The 18,273-nt window shown below is 67.3% G+C and carries 16 protein-coding genes and 1 tRNA gene; 8 read left to right on the forward strand and 9 right to left on the reverse strand.

Annotation, left to right across the window (positions count from 1 at the left end):
* Positions 1-67 precede the first annotated feature (67 nt).
* The 7 genes from J2W22_RS15810 to J2W22_RS15840 all read right to left on the reverse strand — a co-directional run bounded on the left by J2W22_RS15810 (position 68) and on the right by J2W22_RS15840 (position 8,114).
* Positions 68-1,249, reverse strand: a complete 1,182-nt coding sequence (locus J2W22_RS15810; protein WP_307119195.1) for a serine hydrolase domain-containing protein — start codon at positions 1,247-1,249, stop codon at positions 68-70.
* Entirely contained in the window at positions 1,249-2,484 is a 1,236-nt protein-coding gene (locus tag J2W22_RS15815) for an SAM-dependent methyltransferase (protein ID WP_307119196.1), read from the reverse strand. Before J2W22_RS15815 ends, J2W22_RS15810 begins: the two co-directional genes overlap by 1 nt.
* 40 nt (positions 2,485-2,524) lie before the next feature.
* Positions 2,525-3,685 (reverse strand): acyltransferase family protein, encoded by a 1,161-nt coding sequence (locus tag J2W22_RS15820; protein ID WP_307119197.1) that lies wholly within the window; start codon positions 3,683-3,685, stop codon positions 2,525-2,527.
* A gap of 120 nt (positions 3,686-3,805) precedes the next feature.
* A complete protein-coding gene (locus J2W22_RS15825) occupies positions 3,806-4,840 on the reverse strand; it encodes a 2-oxoacid:ferredoxin oxidoreductase subunit beta (RefSeq protein ID WP_307119198.1) in 1,035 nt (344 codons plus the stop codon).
* An 11-nt stretch (positions 4,841-4,851) separates the two neighbouring features.
* Positions 4,852-5,208: a DUF6678 family protein gene (locus tag J2W22_RS15830; protein ID WP_307119199.1), complete on the reverse strand. Its 357-nt coding sequence runs from the start codon at positions 5,206-5,208 to the stop codon at positions 4,852-4,854.
* Complete coding sequence (locus J2W22_RS15835) at positions 5,205-7,148, reverse strand: 2-oxoacid:acceptor oxidoreductase subunit alpha (protein ID WP_307119200.1); 1,944 nt, start codon at positions 7,146-7,148, stop codon at positions 5,205-5,207. Before J2W22_RS15835 ends, J2W22_RS15830 begins: the two co-directional genes overlap by 4 nt.
* A 51-nt stretch (positions 7,149-7,199) precedes the next feature.
* Complete coding sequence (locus J2W22_RS15840; RefSeq protein ID WP_307119599.1) at positions 7,200-8,114, reverse strand: histone deacetylase family protein; 915 nt, start codon at positions 8,112-8,114, stop codon at positions 7,200-7,202.
* A gap of 174 nt (positions 8,115-8,288) precedes the next feature.
* On the opposite strand from J2W22_RS15840, the gene J2W22_RS15845 reads away from it, so the two are divergent.
* The 7 genes from J2W22_RS15845 (at position 8,289) to J2W22_RS15875 (ending at position 14,937) form a co-directional block, all read left to right on the forward strand.
* The gene (locus J2W22_RS15845) at positions 8,289-8,768 is read left to right on the forward strand and encodes an RNA pyrophosphohydrolase (RefSeq protein ID WP_307119201.1); all 480 of its coding nucleotides are present in this window, start codon (positions 8,289-8,291) and stop codon (positions 8,766-8,768) included.
* 45 nt (positions 8,769-8,813) lie between these two features.
* Positions 8,814-9,749: a DUF481 domain-containing protein gene (locus J2W22_RS15850; protein ID WP_307119202.1), complete on the forward strand. Its 936-nt coding sequence runs from the start codon at positions 8,814-8,816 to the stop codon at positions 9,747-9,749.
* Positions 9,750-9,827: 78 nt separating this feature from the next.
* The gene (locus J2W22_RS15855) at positions 9,828-11,036 is read left to right on the forward strand and encodes a hydrolase (protein WP_307119203.1); all 1,209 of its coding nucleotides are present in this window, start codon (positions 9,828-9,830) and stop codon (positions 11,034-11,036) included.
* Positions 11,033-12,043, forward strand: coding sequence for an arginine N-succinyltransferase (locus J2W22_RS15860; RefSeq protein WP_307119204.1), 1,011 nt, complete (start codon positions 11,033-11,035; stop codon positions 12,041-12,043). Before J2W22_RS15855 ends, J2W22_RS15860 begins: the two co-directional genes overlap by 4 nt.
* Positions 12,043-13,302, forward strand: coding sequence for an N-succinylarginine dihydrolase (locus tag J2W22_RS15865; RefSeq protein WP_307119205.1), 1,260 nt, complete (start codon positions 12,043-12,045; stop codon positions 13,300-13,302). The genes J2W22_RS15860 and J2W22_RS15865 overlap by 1 nt, the downstream gene beginning before the upstream one ends.
* Before the next feature lie 51 nt (positions 13,303-13,353).
* Positions 13,354-13,566 carry a hypothetical protein gene (locus J2W22_RS15870; protein WP_307119206.1) on the forward strand — a complete coding sequence of 71 codons (213 nt, stop codon included), beginning with the start codon at positions 13,354-13,356 and terminating at the stop codon, positions 13,564-13,566.
* 69 nt (positions 13,567-13,635) lie between these two features.
* Complete coding sequence (locus J2W22_RS15875; RefSeq protein ID WP_307119207.1) at positions 13,636-14,937, forward strand: sensor histidine kinase; 1,302 nt, start codon at positions 13,636-13,638, stop codon at positions 14,935-14,937.
* A gap of 152 nt (positions 14,938-15,089) precedes the next feature.
* On the opposite strand, the gene J2W22_RS15880 is transcribed toward J2W22_RS15875, so the two are convergent.
* Positions 15,090-15,166 (reverse strand) — tRNA-Arg (locus tag J2W22_RS15880).
* Between the two features lie 82 nt (positions 15,167-15,248).
* Here J2W22_RS15880 and J2W22_RS15885 point away from each other — a divergent pair.
* The gene (locus J2W22_RS15885) at positions 15,249-15,746 is read left to right on the forward strand and encodes a hypothetical protein (protein WP_307119208.1); all 498 of its coding nucleotides are present in this window, start codon (positions 15,249-15,251) and stop codon (positions 15,744-15,746) included.
* Positions 15,747-15,750: 4 nt separating this feature from the next.
* Here J2W22_RS15885 and J2W22_RS15890 read toward each other — a convergent pair whose 3' ends face one another.
* Positions 15,751-18,033 carry a fused MFS/spermidine synthase gene (locus J2W22_RS15890; RefSeq protein WP_307119209.1) on the reverse strand — a complete coding sequence of 761 codons (2,283 nt, stop codon included), beginning with the start codon at positions 18,031-18,033 and terminating at the stop codon, positions 15,751-15,753.
* Positions 18,034-18,273 lie beyond the last annotated feature (240 nt).

Genomic DNA, 18,273 nt, shown 5'->3' on the forward strand with positions numbered 1-18,273 from the left:
TCACGCTCCCTCACCCACGTCGTTCCCTCCCCTAGCCCCTCCCGCAAGCGGGAGGGGAATTTAGCGTCTACTTCGCCGCAGCCTCGAACAGCCGGTTGAGGAACGCCGTCCTCGCCTGGCCATAGGCGTCGTCGCTGGCCTTGGGCGCCGCGGCCGAGACCGCGATCACCACCCTGGACTTCGGATCCACCCGGATCGTCTGGCCGAAGATGCCCTGGGCGCCGAAGCGGCCCTCGGGATAGGTCCACCATTGATAGCCATAGCCGCGGCCCGGCACGCCGATATCGGCATGCGCGCTGGTCGACTCGCGGAACCAGCCCGGCGCGACGACGCCCTTGCCGCCCTCCAGCGCGAACTGGCCCATCCGGGCATAATCCTGCAGGCTGACCGACAGGCAGCAGCCGCTGACCTCGTGGCCGGACGGATCGACCATCCAGAAGGCGTCCTGCTCCATGCCATAGGGCTGCCAGATCTTGGCGCTGAGATAGCTGGCGAGCGGCTGCTTCGTCGCGCGCATCACCAGCACGCCGATCAGGTTGGTCTCGCCGGTCTTGTAGACCCACTTGGCTCCCGGCGCGCTCTCGCGGGGCAGCTTCTTCATGTAATAGACGGTGGGGTCCTCCCCCGCCGGCACGGGCTCGAGGAACATGCGGGCGACGTCCGACTTGGCGTCGGTATAATCCTCGTTCCACTTCACGCCCGAGGTCATGGTGAGCAGCTGGGCGATGGTCACCCCGTCATAGCCGCTGCCCGTGAGCTCGGGGATGTATCTGGTCACCGGCTCGTCGACCGACTTGATATAGCCGTCTCTGATCGCGGCGCCGACCAGCGACGAAGTGAACGACTTGGCGACCGAGAAGCTGGTCCAGCGCCCCTGCTGTGAATAGCCGCGGGCATAGCGTTCCAGCACGATCTTGCCGTCCTTGAGCACGATCAGCCCGGCGATGTTCTGCTGCGCGATGAAGGCGTCGAGATCGGCATCGGGAAAGGCGAGCGGCTTGCCGGCGGGCAGCGCGCGGACCTTGCCACCGGCCCGGACGATATGGCCGGGGAACAGCTTCTCCATGTGCGGGAAATTCTGGTCGCGTTGCGCCTGGCTCCAGAACAGCACCTCGGCGCCGACCTTGCGCAGGCCCGAACTGTCGCCGGACTGGATCTTCACCTCGGGCGAAACCACCGCCTGGGCCAGAGCCCCCTGCCCCGCGAACGTCCCGAGCGCGAGCGCACCCGCCAACAGCCAGTTCTTCATCACCCCTCCTCCTTGACCAAAGTGAGCTGGATGACGTCGATACCGCCACCTCTGAACCCACCTTCGCAATACATCAGATAATAACGCCACAAGTCGATGAACTTGCGATCGAATTGCTCAGGCAATGCACCCGCCGCCACGGCCGCGTCGAAGTGCTCGCGCCACAGGCGGAGCGTCTCGGCATAATCGAGGCCGAAGCCGGTGCGACCCTGCGCCTTGAGCCCGCGCGCCGCGGCCAGTGCGCCGAACCGCTCCTCCGACAGCAGCAGCCCGCCCGGAAAGACATAGGCCTGGATGAAGTCGACGTTCGAGGCATAGTCCTCGAAAAAGGCGTCGTCGAAGGTGATGACCTGTAGCGCGGCACGCCCGCCGGGCTTGAGCGCGCCCGCGATCGCATCGAGATAGGCGGGCCAATAGGCCTGCCCCACCGCCTCGGCCATCTCGATGCTGGCGACTGCGTCATAGCTGCCGGTGACATCGCGATAGTCGGTGAGGGTGAAGCGGGCGTTCTGCGGCACGCGCGCCTCTGCCCAGGCCTTTTGCTCGGTCGACAGGGTGATGCCATGGACCTTGCGGCCCTCGGCCACCGCCAGCTCGGCGAAGCTGCCCCAGCCACAGCCGATCTCGAGGATTTCGTCGCCGGCCTTGGTGTTGGTGCGGGCGAGTGTCGCTGCGAGCTTCTCGTGCTGGGCCGCTTCCAGCGACTGGCCGGGCGTAGCGAACAGCGCGCTCGAATAGGTCATGCCGGGATCGAGCCAGAGCCGGTAGAAATCATTGCCCAGATCGTAATGGAAATGGATGTTCCGCCGCGATCCACCGCGATGGTTGCGATTGCGCCAGTGGAGCAGGCGCTTGATGGCCTTGGAGAAGCCGGTCGCGCGCGCCTGGCGGGCTAGTTCGGCGCGGTTGAGGCCGAACAGCGCGAAGAGCTGGACCGGATCGGGGCTCGCCCATTCGCCGAGCGCCCAGGCCTGGTACCAGCCGATCGAGCCGCCGATCGCGAGCCGGAGCAGCGCACGCCAGCTGCGCAGGTCGACCACCGCTGCCGGCCCATCGGCACGACCCCCGAGCAGCCGGGCCGTGCCGTCGGGCATGCCAAGCGACAGGCTGCCCTTCGCTATGCCGGCGTCGATCCTGTCGAGCTGGCGGCGAAAGACCGGCGCCAGGGTGCGCGAGAACCAGCCGGGTTTCCGCGGGGAATGGTCAGGGGCGGAAGGACTTAGCGGCGCATGCATTTCGGGGCGCACAATGCACGCGCCGGTGAGTCGGGCAAGCCTAGTGTGCGGGGCGCTTCTTCACGCGCTCGCCATTGAACAGATAGCGCAGTGCCGGGCTCAGCCTGATCATTTTCCAGATGCCGTAGGAACCGAAAAAGGCGGTGAGGCAGAGCAGGATGAACTTGGGCCAGACCGGGAGGGGTAGCTGATCGAGCAGCGGCGTGGCCAACACGATCAGCGGCTCGTGGAACAGGTAGATCACGAAGGAGGCGGAGACGAGCGACTTCACCCAGCGGCGCTCGCCATGGATGAAATGGGCGAGCGCGCCGAGCGCGGCCTGGGTGAGGCAGATCGCTGCCACGCCGGTCAGCACCGGGCGGCACAGGAACGGCACCATGCGCGGATAGAAGACCACCATGATGCTGGCGGCAAGCCCGGTGAGGAACAGGATCCAGGAGAAACGGGCGAAGCGCCGGTCGAGCGCCGGGACGCGCTGGAGAACCGCGCCGAGCAGGAACCAGGGCAGATAGTCGAGCGCATAGCGGGCCGAGAGGAAATTGACCGAGAAGTTGCTCAGGTAGCGATAGCGCTCGAGCTGGAGCGAGCCGAGATCGCACAGGCCGAGTACCAGGCCGGTGGCAAGCGTGATGGGCACGAACCATTGCACCAGCGCGCGCCGCTCGCCCTTGAGCTCGGCATGGGCGAGCGCGGGGAACAGCCAGACCAAAGCAGCCAGTCCGGCGGTGTAGTAGAGCAGCACCTGCACGAACCAGAGATGCTCGAACGGATTGCGCTCGATCATCGTCATGATCTCCCACCACCGACCGACCGGGTCCGGATGGCCGGTCTCGAGCAGCAGCAGGAAGTGCATTGCCGGCACGAGCAGGAAGGTGCCGGCGAGGAACGGCGGGACGAGCCGGTGGAGGCGCGACGGCAGATAGCTCGCCACCGGGCGGCGATGGAGCAGCATCGCGGCGAAATAGCCGGCGATCATGTAGAAGCCCGGCATGCGGAACAGATGGAGATAGTCGGCGATCTCGATGAAGTCGCGCGACCGGTCATGGAAGTTCGCGATCCACGGCCCCGGGCGGACAGTCAGCGAGGCGTGGTAGGGAATGCCGAACAGCAGGAACACTGCCCGCAGCGCATCGAGATCATGCCGGCGCGCGCGCTCCTGGGGTGCGCGGAAGCTGTTGGACGTGGAGTCGCCGGGGATCATCGAAGATAGACGTTCGGCACCCGCGCAAGTTCATGCGCTTCGAAATCGGTTGTGGCGCCGATCAGCATGAACGGCGCGATAGGCCAGTCCGCCCGCAATGCAAGCCGATAGCGACGGGCGTCAGAGCTTGTGCGGTTCCTTGTCGACCATCCAGGTCTGGCCCTTGGAGACCAGCTTCTGGAGATCGGCCGTCTTGCCTTCGCTCGCTGCCTTGTTCTGCGCGACCACGGCGCTCTCGAAGGTCGGTGCGGGATCGTCGTAGAGCACCCCCAGCGCCATCGGGAACGGGCCGAAGGGCATCTCGACCAGCATATGGGCGATGGCACGGTTGGTGACGTTGTGAACGATCACCCCTGCCCCTTCCCAGTCGCCATCGGCAACGTCGACGACCTTGAGGGTGAGGCTGTGCATGTCCAGCGTCAGGCCCCTGGCGCCACCCGCGAACAGCAGCGGCTTGCCATGCTCGGCCCAGAGCTGGTTCGCCGCGGCGTTGGGCTTGGCGGTGAAGGGTTCGAAGACCTCGTCGTTGTAGACGATGCAGTTCTGGAAGATCTCGACGAACGCCGCGCCCTGGTGGGCATGCGCGGCCTTGAGCACGCTGGGCAGGTTCTTGTGGACGTCGATCCCGCGGGCAACGAAGCGCGCGCCTGCCCCCAGCGCGAAGGCGCAGGGCTTGGCGGGATGGTCGACCGAGCCGAAGGGGGTGGAGGGGCTGCGCGTGCCTTCGCGGCTCGTCGGCGAGTATTGCCCCTTGGTGAGGCCGTAGATCTCGTTGTTGAACAGCAGAAACTGGCAGTTCAGGTTGCGCCGGAGCAGGTGCATCGTGTGGTTGCCGCCGATCGACAGGGCGTCGCCGTCGCCGGTGATGATCCATACGTCCAGGTCGGGATTGGCGAGCTTGACCCCCGTCGCCACCGCCGGCGCGCGGCCGTGGATGGTGTGGAAGCCGTACGTCTCCATGTAGTAGGGGAAGCGCGACGAGCAGCCGATCCCGCTGACGAACACCGTGTTCTCCGGCGCGACGCCCAGCTCGGGCATGGTCCGCTGCACGGCCTTGAGGATCGCATAGTCGCCGCAGCCCGGGCACCAGCGGACCTCCTGGTCGGTCTCCCAGTCCTTGGGGGTGCTCGGGCGGATGGTGGTGATCTCGTTCATCGTCGAGTTCCCTAGAAACGGTCCACGGCCTGGCCCGGCCGGAGATAGCCATAGACGCGGAAGCCCTGCTCGGTCGGATGACCGGCTAGGCCGATCGCCTTCAGGTGCGACAGGATTTCGGGGCGATCGGTATCGGCATGCGGCAGGATGTCGACGAACTCGATGTCCGCATAACCGCCGTCGCGGAAATGGTAGAACCATTCACCGTCCGGACTGCCATAATGGCCCGACAACATTCTGCAGCGAAACTGCGGCGGCGACGCCATCCCGTACATGGCGAGCCGCAGCTCATCCCATTTCGTGTTGTTCGCCGCGGAGGTGAGCGCGGCCTCCCACTGCTCCGCACCAGCCGGGATCCACTGCGTCACGGGTTCACCGCCTCCGGGCTGGGCAGCTGGCGGTCGTCGGGCGGGAGTTCCTGGTCGAAGTCCACGCCGATATGCTGGGCGATCGCCTTCTCGATCTCGGCGATGCGGAAGGGCTGGCCCGAGACCTTGGTGAGCGATCTGGCATCGACGAGATACTGGTCGCGCAGCAGGGTCTTGAGCTGGCCGGTATTCATTTCCGGTACGAGGATATGCTCGTAACTCTTTAAGAGTTCGCCGAGATTTTTCGGAAGCGGCCAGATGTGGCGGATATGGACATGGCTGACGTCATGCCCCTTGCCCCGCGCCCGCCGCACCGCCTGGGCAATCGGGCCATAGGTCGAGCCCCAGCCGACCACGACGAGCTTGCCGCCTGCCTGGCCCTGCTCCACCGCCTGGTCGGGCACATCGATGCCCAGCACCTTGTCGCGGCGGATGTCGGTCATCGCCTGGTGGTTGGCGGGCGAATAATCGATGTTCCCCGAGCCCTGTGCCTTCTCGATGCCGCCGATGCGGTGGAGCAGGCCTGGCGTACCCGGCTTCACCCAGGGGCGCTTGAGCTTGTCGTCGCGGCCATAGGGCTGGAACTTCTTACCTTCGGGCGGGACCTCGGTGTGGAATGCCACCGGGAACGGCGCATAGGCCGACATGTCCGGCACCTTCCAGGGCTCGGCGGCATTCTGGAGATAGCCGTCGGTGAGCAGCATCACCGGGGTCATGTACTGCGTCGCGATGCGCACCGCCTCGATCGCGACGTCGAAACAATCGGCGGCCGAGCGGGCGGCGATCACCGGCACCGGCGAGTCGCCATTTCTGCCGTAGACGGCCTGATATAGGTCGGACTGTTCAGTTTTTGTGGGAAGTCCGGTCGAGGGTCCGCCGCGCTGGGCGTTGACGATCACCAGCGGCAGCTCGGTCATGATCGCCAGGCCGATCGCCTCGGTCTTGAGCGCGATGCCCGGGCCCGAGGAGCAGGTGACGCCAAGGCTGCCGGCATAGGCGCTGCCCAGCGCCGAGGCGACCGCCGCGATCTCGTCCTCCGCCTGGAAAGTGGTGACGCCATATTCCTTGTAGCGCGACAGCGTGTGCAGGATCGCGCTGGCCGGGGTGATCGGATAGCCGCCGAAGAACATCGGCAGGCTGGCCAGCTGCGCGCCCGCGACGAGCCCCAGCGAGATCGACTCCGCACCCGTCACGGTGCGGTACAGCCCCGGCTCGGCGGGCGCGGCGGCGACCTGGCGCTGGCTGATCCCCATCGCGCCCAGCTCCGCCGTCTCGCCGTAAGCATGGCCGGCGTTGAGCGCCGCGATGTTCGCCTCGGCCAGCTCGGGCGCCTTGGCGAACTTGGCCTTGAGCCAGTCGACCAGCGGCTGGCGATCGCGATCGAACATCCAGAGCGCCAGCCCCAGCGTCCACATGTTCTTGCAGCGCAGCGCCTCCTTGTTGCCGAGGCCGAAGGGCTTCACCGCATCGAGGGTGAGTTGCGAGATGTTGAGCTTGAGCAGCTGCCACTTCGCCAGGCTGCCGTCCTCGAGCGGGTTGGCGGCGTATTTCGCCTTGTCGAGGTTGCGCTGGCCGAACTCGCCCTCATCGGCGATGATCAGCCCGCCGGGCTTGAGCGCATCGACATTGGTCTTGAGCGCCGCCGGGTTCATCGCGACGAGCACGTCGGGCTGGTCGCCCGCGGTGTCGATCTGGGCCGAGCCGAAATTGATCTGGAAGGCCGAGACCCCGAACAGCGTGCCCTGGGGGGCGCGGATCTCGGCCGGGAAATCCGGGAAGGTGGCAAGGTCGTTGCCGGCGAGTGCGGTGGAAAGCGTGAACTGGCCGCCGGTAAGCTGCATGCCGTCGCCGGAATCACCGGCGAAGCGAACCACGATCGCTTCGGGTGCGGGATGCGCTGACGCCTCCTCGGGCGTGAGCCTATGCACGGCAGTAGCCACAGCCGGTCTCCTGCAATTTTATATCGTTGCGCAGATGTCTACGCCCCAATTTCAAACCTGCAAAGCCCGGCCTGCAACTCCCTGTCCCAGCGCGAGGATCGAGGCGACGTGGCGCCGCGACACTTCGAGCGCGTCCTCGCCGTAACCGCCGCCCAGAGCACTCGCGAACGGGATGCCACGTGACGTCATGACGCCGGAAATCCAGCGATCCCGCACGACGAGCCCGTCATAGGAAAGCGCGAGCCGCCCCAGCCGGTCGCCGGCGAGCGGATCGACTCCCGCCTGATAAAGAACCAGATCGGGTGCGAAACTTTCGAGCAGCGGGAGCAGCGTGCGCTCGAGCGTCTCCATATATTCCGCGTCCTCCACCCCGTCGGGCAGCGGCACGTCGAGCGTCGAATGCGCCTTGCGGACCGGGAAGTTCTTCTCGGCATGGATCGAATAGGTCGCGATCTCCGGTCGCCCCGCGGTGAGCGAGGCGGTGCCGTCGCCCTGGTGGACGTCGCAATCGACGATCAGGATGCGGCCAACCGTCCCCTCCTCGATCAGCCGCACCGCGGCCAGCGCGAGGTCGTTGAACACGCAGAAGCCCGCGCCGGTGCTGGCGAGCGCATGATGGCTGCCGCCGGCGGTATTGGCCGCGAAGCCATGTTCGAGCGCGAGGCGGGCAGCCAGATAGGTGCCGCCGGGCACCGCCTGGGAGCGGCGCGCCACTTCGGGGGTGACCGGGAAGCCGATCCGCCGCTCCTTCTCGGGCGGCACGCTGCTGGTGAGGACCTGCTCGACATAATCGGGATCGTGCACCGCCTCGAGCCAATGGCGCGGCATAGGCTTGGGCTGGTGCCAGGTGAAGGCGGCGCCTTCCGCGCGCAGCAGGTCGCGGACCAGGCCGTTCTTGTTCCACTGATACTGGCTGCGCCTGGGCGCCGGGGCGACATAATCGGGGTGGTGGACGAGGTGGATCACGCGAGGAACGTAGGTCACCCTCGCTCCTCCGTCATCCCCGCCTCTCTCCTCCGTCATCCCCGCGAAGGCGGGGATCCAGAGTAACGAAGCGATGACCTGCTTGGCTCTGGATCCCCGCCTTCGCGGGGATGACGAGGGTGGTTCGGCTTGCAATCCCGCGCTACGAGGCCTGCCATGACCGACATCACCTCCCTTCCCTATCGCCCCTGCGCGGGCGTGATGCTGCTCAACCGCCATGGCCAGGTCTTCGTCGGCCAGCGGCTCGATTCGGTGGTCGAGGCCTGGCAGATGCCGCAGGGCGGGATCGATCCCGGCGAGGATCCGATCGACGCCGCCTGGCGCGAGCTTTGGGAAGAGACCGGCGTCGAGCGCCAGCATGCCGAGCTGATCGCCCAGGCCCCCGAGGAGCTGTTCTACGACCTGCCCGAGGATCTGGTCGGCCGGATCTGGAAGGGCAAGTGGCGCGGCCAGCGCCAGCGCTGGTTCCTGTTCCGCTTCCTCGGCGAGGACCAGGACGTCAACATCCAGACCGCCGAGCCGGAATTCCGCGCCTGGCGCTGGGCGGAGCCGAAAGATCTCCCCGACATCATCGTCCCCTTCAAGCGGGCGCTCTATAAGGAACTGTTGACCGTCTTTGAGCAACATCTCGCCTGATCCTGCCCTATTCTGGTCCCCATGACAGCGCTACCAGCCAAGCCCATGCGAGCCTCGCTTTTCGCCCTGCCATTGCTGATCGCCGCCCTGCCGGCCGCCGCCATGCCGATGGACGACGATGACAGCACCGCTGCCCTCGAAGCGGCGAATGTCTCGCCCGCGCTGAGGGCGATGCTCGAGGCAGCGATGCAATCGGGCAACGAGAACGACGTCGCGGTCATCGTCAAATATGCCCGCGCCGCAGACCCGGAAAGCGCCGACAAGCTGGTCAAGATCGCCGCCGACTGGCGCGATTCCCGGCTGAAAAAGGCGCAGGCCAAGATCCGCAGCGCCGATTTCTTCGCGCTGGTGAAGGGCCATGCCGAGCTGGGCGGCTATGTCACCACCGGTAACACCGAGAATGTCGGCATCGCCGCGGCGATGGAGCTGAAGCGCGACGGGCTCGACTGGCGCCACAAGCTGCGCGTCCAGGCCGATTACCAGGAGAGCCTGGGCATCACCACGCGCGAGCGGTACCTCGCCGCCTACGAACCGAACTGGAAGTTCGACGACCGCGCTTATCTCTATGGCGCCGCGCAGTATGAAAGCGACCGCTTCTCGGGCTTCAGCGACCGCGTCTCGCTGTCGAGCGGGATCGGCTACAGCGCGATCAAGTCGCCGGCGGTGAAGCTCGATCTCGAAGTCGGCCCGGCCTTCCGCTACACCCGCTTCCTCGACCAGCCGGCCGAGAGCAATGCCGCGGCGCGCGGTAGTCTCGATTTCGGCTGGAAGATCACCAAGGGCATCTCGGTGACGCAGAATGCCTCGGCCTATCTGCAGGACGCCAACAGCACCATCTCGTCCAAGTCGGCGCTGCTCACCCGGCTGTTCGGGCCGCTCTCGGCGCAGTTCAGCTATTCGCTGCAGTTCGAAAGCACGCCGGCGATCGGCCGCAAGACGACGGATTCCACCAGCCGCGCGGCGCTCGTCGTCGATTTCTGACGACCTATTCCCGGATTGCATGCGTTTCCCGGCGTTCGCTGGGGTGACCGCAATAATATTTCGCGCTAGTCCCTCGGCATGACCGAGCTTTCCAAGATCGAACGCGCGGCAGTGGAGAGGGCCGCGGCGTCGCCGATGCTGGCGCGCACCGAGGCGTGGACGGCGATCAACAGCGGCACCCGCAACATCGCGGGGCTCGCCCGCATGGCCGATGCGCTGGCCGACGCCTTCTCCGTCCTGCCGGGCCACCTCGCGCTGCTCGAGCCCGAGGCCGCCAGCAGCGTGACCGCCGACGGGCAGGTGCTGCCGCTGGCGCATGGCCATCACCTTCATCTCGCGGTGCGCCCCGACGCACCGGTGCAACTGCTGCTGACCGGGCACATGGACACCGTCTATGGCGCCGACCACCCCTTCCAGGCGAACCACTGGCTGCCCGACGGCAACCTCAACGCGCCGGGCGCCGCCGACATGAAGGGCGGGCTGGCGCTGATGCTCGCCGCGCTGGAGGCCGTGGAGGAAAGCCCGCTCGCCGCGCATATCGGCTATGAGGTGCTGATCAATTCGGACGAGGAGACCGGCTCCTTCTCCTCCGCCGGCCTGATCGCCGGCGCGGCCAAGGGCAAGATCGCCGCGCTCACCTATGAACCCGCTTTGCCCGACGGCACGCTGGCGGGTGCCCGGGGCGGCACCGGCAATTTCTCGATCGTGGTGCACGGCAAGTCCGCCCATGCCGGACGCAATCCGGACGAAGGGCGCAACGCGCTGGTCGCCGCGGCCGACCTCGCGATGCGGCTCAATGACGCCAAGGCTCCCGGCCTGGCGGTGAACCCGGCCAAGATCGACGGCGGCGGCCCCAACAACGTCGTGCCCGATCTCGCCGTGCTGCGCGTCAATTTCCGCCCGAAGGACAGTGAGGCGATCACCAAAGCCCGGATCGCGATCGACCAGGCCGTCGCGATCGTATCGGTGAAGCATGACGTGCGGATCCACGTCCATGGCAGCTTCAACCGCCCGCCCAAGCCTCTGGACCCTGGTGCCGAGAAACTGTTCGAACTGGTCAAGGCGTCCGGCGCGGACCTGGGCATTCCCGTCGCGTGGAAGTTCTCCGGCGGCGTCTGCGACGGCAACAACATCGCCGCGTGCGGCGTGCCGGTCGTCGACACGATGGGCGCACGGGGCGGCCTGATCCACAGCCCGGACGAATTCCTGATCCCGGAGAGTCTGGCCGAGCGCGCCGCCCTCTCCGCCGTCACCATGTTGCGTATCGCCGAAAAGGGGAAATTATGAGCTTCGTGATCCGTGCCGCCCGCGACGAGGATCTGCAGGCGCTCTACGAGATGGCGAAGCTGACCGGTGGCGGCTTCACCAATCTCCAGCCCGAGAAGGAAGTGCTGCGCGCCAAGCTCGCGCGCAGCCACGCCGCCTTCGATCGCCCCGAGGAAGAGAGCGGCGACGACGTGTTCGTGCTGGTCCTCGAGAATGTCGATACCGGCGAGGTGCGCGGCACCTGCCAGATCTTCACTGCGGTGGGGCAGCGCTGGCCCTTCTATTCCTATCGCCTCGCCACCGAGACCAAGCATAGCGAGGAGCTGGGCCGCACCTTCCGCGCCGAGACGCTGAGCCTGGTCAACGACCTGGAAGGCGCGAGCGAGGTGGGCGGGCTGTTCCTCCATCCAGGCGAGCGCGCCGGCGGGCTGGGCATGCTGCTCGCCCGCAGCCGCTACATGTTCATCGCCCGCCACCGCCCGCGCTTCGCCGAGAAGATCCTCGCCGAGCTGCGCGGGGTGATCGACGAGGCGGGCGGATCGCCCTTCTGGGACGGTGTCGCCGGGCGCTTCTTCGGGATGAACTTCCAGGAGGCGGACAGCTTCAATGCGATCCATGGCAACCAGTTCATCGCCGATCTGATGCCCAAGCACCCGATCTACACCGCGATGCTCTCCGAGAGCGCCCGCGGGGTGATCGGCCTGCCCCACCCCTCGGGCCGCGCCGCGATGCGCATGCTGGAGAGCGAGGGCTTCGCCTGGGAACGCTATGTCGACATCTTCGACGGCGGCCCGACCATGACCGCGCGCACCGACCAGGTGAACACGGTGCGCGACGCGAAGACTGCCAAGGTCGTGGCGATCGAGACCGGCGGCGAGGCGGCCCTGGTCGCGACCGGGCAGCTCACCGGCTTCCGCGTGACCCAGGGACGCGTGTCGGTGCGGGACGGCGGCGTGGTGATCGATCCGCGCACCGCCGAGCTGCTCGGCGTCGGTTTGGGCGACGAAGTGATGCACGTAGGCCGCTGATGCTTACCGAGATCAACTTCGACGGGATCATCGGTCCCAGCCACAACTACGCCGGGCTGAGCCATGGCAACCTCGCGGCGACGCGCAACCGGGGCGAGACCTCCTATCCGCGTGCGGCGGCGCTGCAGGGGCTTGCCAAGATGCAGGCGAATCTCGCGCTGGGGCTCACCCAGGGCATCCTCCTGCCCCATGCCCGGCCCGATCATCGCTGGCTCGCCAGCCTCGGCACCCGCTACGAGGATGCGCCGCCGCATACCCAGGCCCAGGCGCTCTCCGCCTCGCCGATGTGGGCGGCCAACGCCGCGACCGTCTCGCCGGCCCCCGACACCGCCGACGGCAAGTGCCACCTGAGCGTCGCCAATCTGGTGACGATGCCGCACCGCAGCCATGAATGGCCCGAGACGCTGGCCCAGCTCCGTCTCGCCTTTGCCGACCCCGCCTTCACGGTGCACGGCCCGGTGCCGGCGCCGTTCGGCGACGAGGGTGCGGCCAACCACATGCGCCTTGCCGCCGAACATGGCGCGCCGGGGGTGGAGATATTCGTCTACGGCATCTCCGGCGGCCCCTTCCCCGCCCGCCAGCACCCCGATGCCAGCGCGGCGGTGGCGCGGCGCCACCGGCTCGAGCGGGTGCTGTTCGTCCAGCAGTCGGAGGAGGCGATCGCCGCGGGCGCCTTCCACAACGACGTGGTCGCCGTGGCGAATGGACGGGTGCTGTTCGCGCACGAGCATGCCTTTGCCGACAAGGACCGCTTCTACGCCGATCTGCGCGCGATGCTGCCCGAGGTCGAGATTGTCGAGGTGCCTGCCGCGCAGGTGAGCCTGGCCGACGCGATCAGGTCGTATCTGTTCAACGCCCAGCTGGTCACTTTGCCTTCGGGCGAGATGGCGCTGGTGCTGCCCGGCGAGGCGCGCGACACGCCGAGCGTGTGGAACTGGCTCCAGGCGCATGTCGCGGGCAATGGCCCGATCCGCCGGCTCGAGGTTGTCGACGTCCGCCAGTCGATGGCGAATGGCGGCGGGCCTGCCTGCCTGCGTTTGCGCGTGGTTTGCGACGCTAGCACCGTCGATCCCCGCTTTTTGCTCGATGACGCGAAGGCGAACCGTATCGCGGCTATCATCGAAACCCACTGGCCCGAGGCGATTCCGTTCGGTGCGATCGGCGATCCAGCCCTCATCGCCCAGGTCGAGGCCGCCCGGCGCGCGTTGCTGGAGGCGCTCGACCTGTCGGATTTACTTACAGGTAACCATCTATTTTAACACGAAACTACGCATTTTGGCGGTTGGCCCGGGGCTTGCTTAACCTTTGGCATGTTCTACCGCATCGGCCGCCTGTTCACGATCAAGTCCAAGTTCGAGGCCTTCCTCGTGATCTACGGCCTCGCCTGTGGCGCAACCGAGCGCGGCGTGCATTATCTCGGGAAATTCCCGGGACTTGGCGGCTGGATGCTGTTCGCGCTCTGCCCGATCGCGGTGTTCATGGCCGGCGCCAAGATACTCGACAGCTTCGATGTTCCCGATTGAGCGGGTAATTGCGTCTGTAACGGTCGAGGGGTAGGCCGGGAAGCTGGCCCGTGGGGAGGTTCTAAGCGCGTGCGTCTGTTTCCAGGTATCTTTTCCACTCTAGCAGCGCAGGCTCTGCTCGCGGCCGTCGTGCCGGGCGGCCTGATGGTGTTCGTGATGCACGAGGGCCAGCAGGCCCAGCTCGCGCAGCGCGACGACGAGCGGCTCGATGCCTTTGTCCAGACCGCCGCCGAGGCGGCACGCTCCGGGCGCCCGCTCGATCAGGTCGCGCATCTGCCTGGGCCGCTCGCCGGGCGCGTGCTGCTTGTCGATCCCCAGGGCCAGGCGATCGCCGGCCCAACCACTTCCCTCACCCCGCGCGCCGAACGTCCCGTGGTGGTCGACGGACGCACCGTGGCGACCGCCAGGCTGGTCCGTCCGCCCGAGCTCTCCGACCAGGACCGCCGCACCCTAGCCACCCAATATATCGGCATCGCCGCGATCGTGCTGGTGCTGTTCGTGCTGCTGCTGGTGATGGCCTATGTCTTCGCCCGGCGCTGGTCCAGGCCGCAGCTCCAGCTCTACCGGATGAGCCGGGACGTGGTGAACGGCGACCTCGACCTCTATTTCGAAGAGGAAGGCCCCGCCGAAGTGGTGGCGACGATGCGCAACCTGCGGCGCATCGCCAGCCAGTTCAGCCGCCTGGAGACCGCACGCCGCACCTGGCTGGTGTCGATCTCGGGCGAGCTCAAGGGCCCGACCGAGAATATGGGCGAGCATTTCATCAAGCTGTGCGAGATGGAGCCGCCGCTTCCGCCCGAGCTGATAGGCTCGATCGAGGAGGATACCCGCCGGCTGATCCACATGGCGGAGGACCTGAACGCGGTGGCGCTGGCCGATCTCGGCCGCCTGCCGGTCACCTTCGCCCCGGTCGATCCGCGCGCGCTGATCCACAACGCGATCTATGCCGACAAGAAGCGTGCCGAGGCGCAGGGCGTGCGGCTCGAGACCAGCACGCTGCCGGAATTTACCGTGATCGTGAAATGGGACGGCGCGCGAATCGAGCAGCTGTTCGGGGCGCTGATCGACAATTCGCTGCGCTACACGCCCAAGAACGGGCGAATCGTGCTGGGCCTAGAAAGTTCGCGCGACGCCTGGCGCCTGATCATCGACGACAATGCCCCGGGCGTGGACGTGATGCTCGCCCAGCGGCTGTTCGAGCCCTTCTACCGCTCTTCCGACCGGGCCGACGAATCGGCTGCCTCCGGCCTCGGCCTGGCGACGGCACGGGCGATCGTGGAGGCCCATCACGGGCGGATCGAGGCGAGCCGCTCGCCGATCGGCGGCCTGCGCGTGACGGTGATCCTGCCGGGCAACCCGCCGACCGCCTGATTCGGCTTCCGGAGCCCGAGACATCGAAGCCCCGCCTGGCCCCGGTCCGGCGGGGCTTTTCGCATGGGATGCGTCCTGGCGGCCTTTCGCAGGGCTTCAGGAGCCAGATAAACAAAAACCCCGCTAAGCCATTGGCCTAGCGGGGTTTTCATTGGCGCGCCCGGAACGATTCGAACGTCCGACCCTCAGATTCGTAGTCTGATGCTCTATCCAGCTGAGCTACGGGCGCGCTGTGGAGGGGTGCCTTTAGAAGCGGTTTTCAGATCGCGCAAGCCGTTGCGTGCAGTTTTCCACAGGCATAAGGCGCAAACATGCGATTTATTCTGCTGCTCAGCCTCACCGCCCTCGCCGGATGCACCGAAACGACGGGGCGCTACCCCTCGCTGCTGCCACGACCGATCGAATCGACCAGCCTTGCCGAGCCCGAGCGCCCGGTGGCGGTCGCGACGCCCGATGCGGCGCTCGACAAGCGAATCGCCGAGATTCGCGCCGGGCTCGACACCGGCATCAAGGGTTTCACCGCCGGCGCGCAGGATGCCGAGGCGAAGATCGCCGTCTCGCGCGGCCTTCCCCAGGGCTCCGAGCCGTGGCTGCAAGCGCAGGTGGCGATGGGCCAGCTCGCGGAGCTGCGCCGCCCCGCCGTCTCCGCCCTCTCCGAGCTCGAGGAGCTGGCCACCCAGCGCGGCGTGGATGGCCTGCCGCCCTATCCAGCACTCGACGCCGCGGTGGGCGCCGCCGAGCAGGCCGCCAGCTCACAGCAGGCGAAGATCGATTCGCTTGAAGCGGCGCTTGGCGGCACCGGCAGCTGACGAATCAGTCGCCCGCCAGCTCCGGGTGCAGCACGCGGAGCACGGGCACGACCGAGGCATAGTCGTCGGTCCAGGGCTGGAAGGCGGGCCAGCTGCCGAGCTGCCGCCAGCCCCCGCCCCGCGCGACCAGCCGCTCCAGCACCTTCGGATCGTGGCTGAGCGCGATCCATTCCGAAGCCGATTCGGCCTCGGGCTCGACCTGGTCGACCTTGGTGCCGCCGCCGAGCCTGGGCGTGGCGACGAAATGCGGCTCGGGCTCGTATGAGAGCCGCACTGCCTTCCACCCGCCATCGCGCGCCGCCGCCGAGACCACCGGCGCCAGCGCCATGAAGCGGTTGGAGATATGGACGAGCAGCAGCCCGTTTGGCGCCAGCACGCGGCTATAGGTGGCAAAGGCCTCGCGGGTGAGCAGGTGCATCGGCACCGTGTCCGACGAGAAGGCATCGAGCGCGAGCAGGTCGAAACCGGCGGTCTGCGATTCGGTGAGGCGCACGCGCGCGTCGCCCAGCGAGATGCGGACCTGCGGCGCGCACTGGCTGAGGAAGGTGAACTTGCCCGAATCGCGAGCGAGATGGACGATCGCGGGATCGATCTCGAAGAAGCGCCAGCTCTGCCCGGGCCGCGCATAGCAGGCGAGCGTACCGGTACCGAGGCCGACCACGCCGACACGGGCGGCGGGGCCATAGAGATCGGGCAGCGCCTGCATCGCCTGTCCCACGCCGGAGCCCGGCACATAATAGGTCGTCGGCTGGGTCGAGCGCAGGCCCTTGAGCTGGATGCCGTGGAGCGTGGTGCCATGCGCGAGCTGGCGCTCGTTGCGATAGTCGGTGACCGTGTAGACGCCGAAATAGCTGCGGGTGCGCGCATCGGTGAGCGAGAGCTGGATCGAGCGATAGCCGCCGAACAGGATCAGCCCGCCCGCCAGCGCGACGAGATAGGCCGGGCGGCGGCCGATCGCGACCAGACCGATCGCCGCGACCAGGACGAACGCGACCTGCTCATGCATCTCGCCGAGCAGCTTGCCGGGATTGGCGATGCCCATCCACACGAGCAGCACGACCAGTGCCACGATCAGGATCGTCTTGCCGCGCGTGCCGTGCCGCCAGAAGTCCCCGATCGCCGGGATCAGGAAGATCTGCGGGCAGAGCGCGCCGGCGGCGAGGACGAGCAGCGGATATTCATAGGTCCAGTCGAACAGGATCGGCGCGATCAGGCCGGCGAACACGCCGCCCAGCACGCCGCCTACCGACATGGCGAGATAGAAGCCGGTCAGCCGGTCCGGCGCCGGCCGCAGCGCATACATGCGGGCGTGCAGCGTCACCGAGACGGTGAAGAGCAGCAGCAGCCCGATGATCGCGTTGACATAGGCGAGCTGCTGGTGGCCGGCGATCAGCGTGGCGCCGAACATCAGGATGATCACCGGGGCGAATTTGGTGAGGATGCCGGGCAGCACCGCATTGTCCCGGAACGCCACCGAGAAGCTGAGCAGGTAGAGGCCGAGCGGCAGCACCCAGAGCATCGGCACGGCGACGATATCAGTGGTCAGGAAGGTCGTGGTCGCCAGCATCAGGCCTGAGGGGACCAGCGCGAGCACGATCCAGTGGAGCACCCGGCGGCGCGGCGGCGCGGGCGTGTGGTGCGCGACATGCGGCTCGTCCTCGGCGCGCGGCGGCAGGCGCGAGGCGCAGCCGGCGACGAGGAGCAGGACCAGGGCATAGCCGGCGGTCCACAGCCAGCTCTGCCCCTTCAGCGCCAGATTGGGCTCGACGAGCAGCGGATACGCGATCAGCCCGCCGAAGCTGCCGATATTGGAGGCGGCATAGAGCGCATAGGGATCGCGACCATGGCTGGCAATGCTGTACCAGCGCTGGAGCAAAGGCGCCTGGGCCGAAATGGCGAAGAAGAGCGGGCCGATCGAGGCGACGAGCAGCCAGGGCACCCAGAGCGCGGGCTCGGCACTGCCGGGAAGCTCCATCGCGATCACGCCGATCGGCAGCCACAGCGCGGCGATAACGAGGACGGCGAGATGGATCGTGGCCTGCATCCGCGGCGGCACGCGGCCGAGCCAGTGTGCATAGGCATAGCCGCCCAGCAGCAGCGCCTGATAGACCAGCATCGCGCTGTTCCACACCGCCGGGGCGCCGCCCAGCTGCGGCAGCGCCATGCGGGCGACCATCGGCTGGACGAGGAAGAGCAGGAACGAGCCGGCCAGGATCGCGGCGACGAACAGCCAGCGCGTGGCGCGCGCGCCGTCCCGTGTCGTCACGTCGTCGATCGCGCCCTCCATCGCCTCAGTCCCCCGCCTCGCTGTGCAGTGATTCGCCTTGCCGACGGCTGAATGGCGCGCGGAAGTTTACGAACCATAGGCTATGGGGACCCCAATTCCCCTTCCCCGAAAGGCAGGCGAGGCCGGACAGGGAAAGCTGCGGGATGCGCGATGCGATCATGCGGCGAAGGCAAGCAGAGGAAATCCTACTAGTAAAGGGCTGGCATGCGCCGCCTTGCCAGTGTCTGGCGGGCGCGGTAG

Source organism: Sphingomonas kyeonggiensis, from assembly GCF_030812785.1.
Classification (GTDB): domain Bacteria; phylum Pseudomonadota; class Alphaproteobacteria; order Sphingomonadales; family Sphingomonadaceae; genus Sphingomonas; species Sphingomonas kyeonggiensis_B.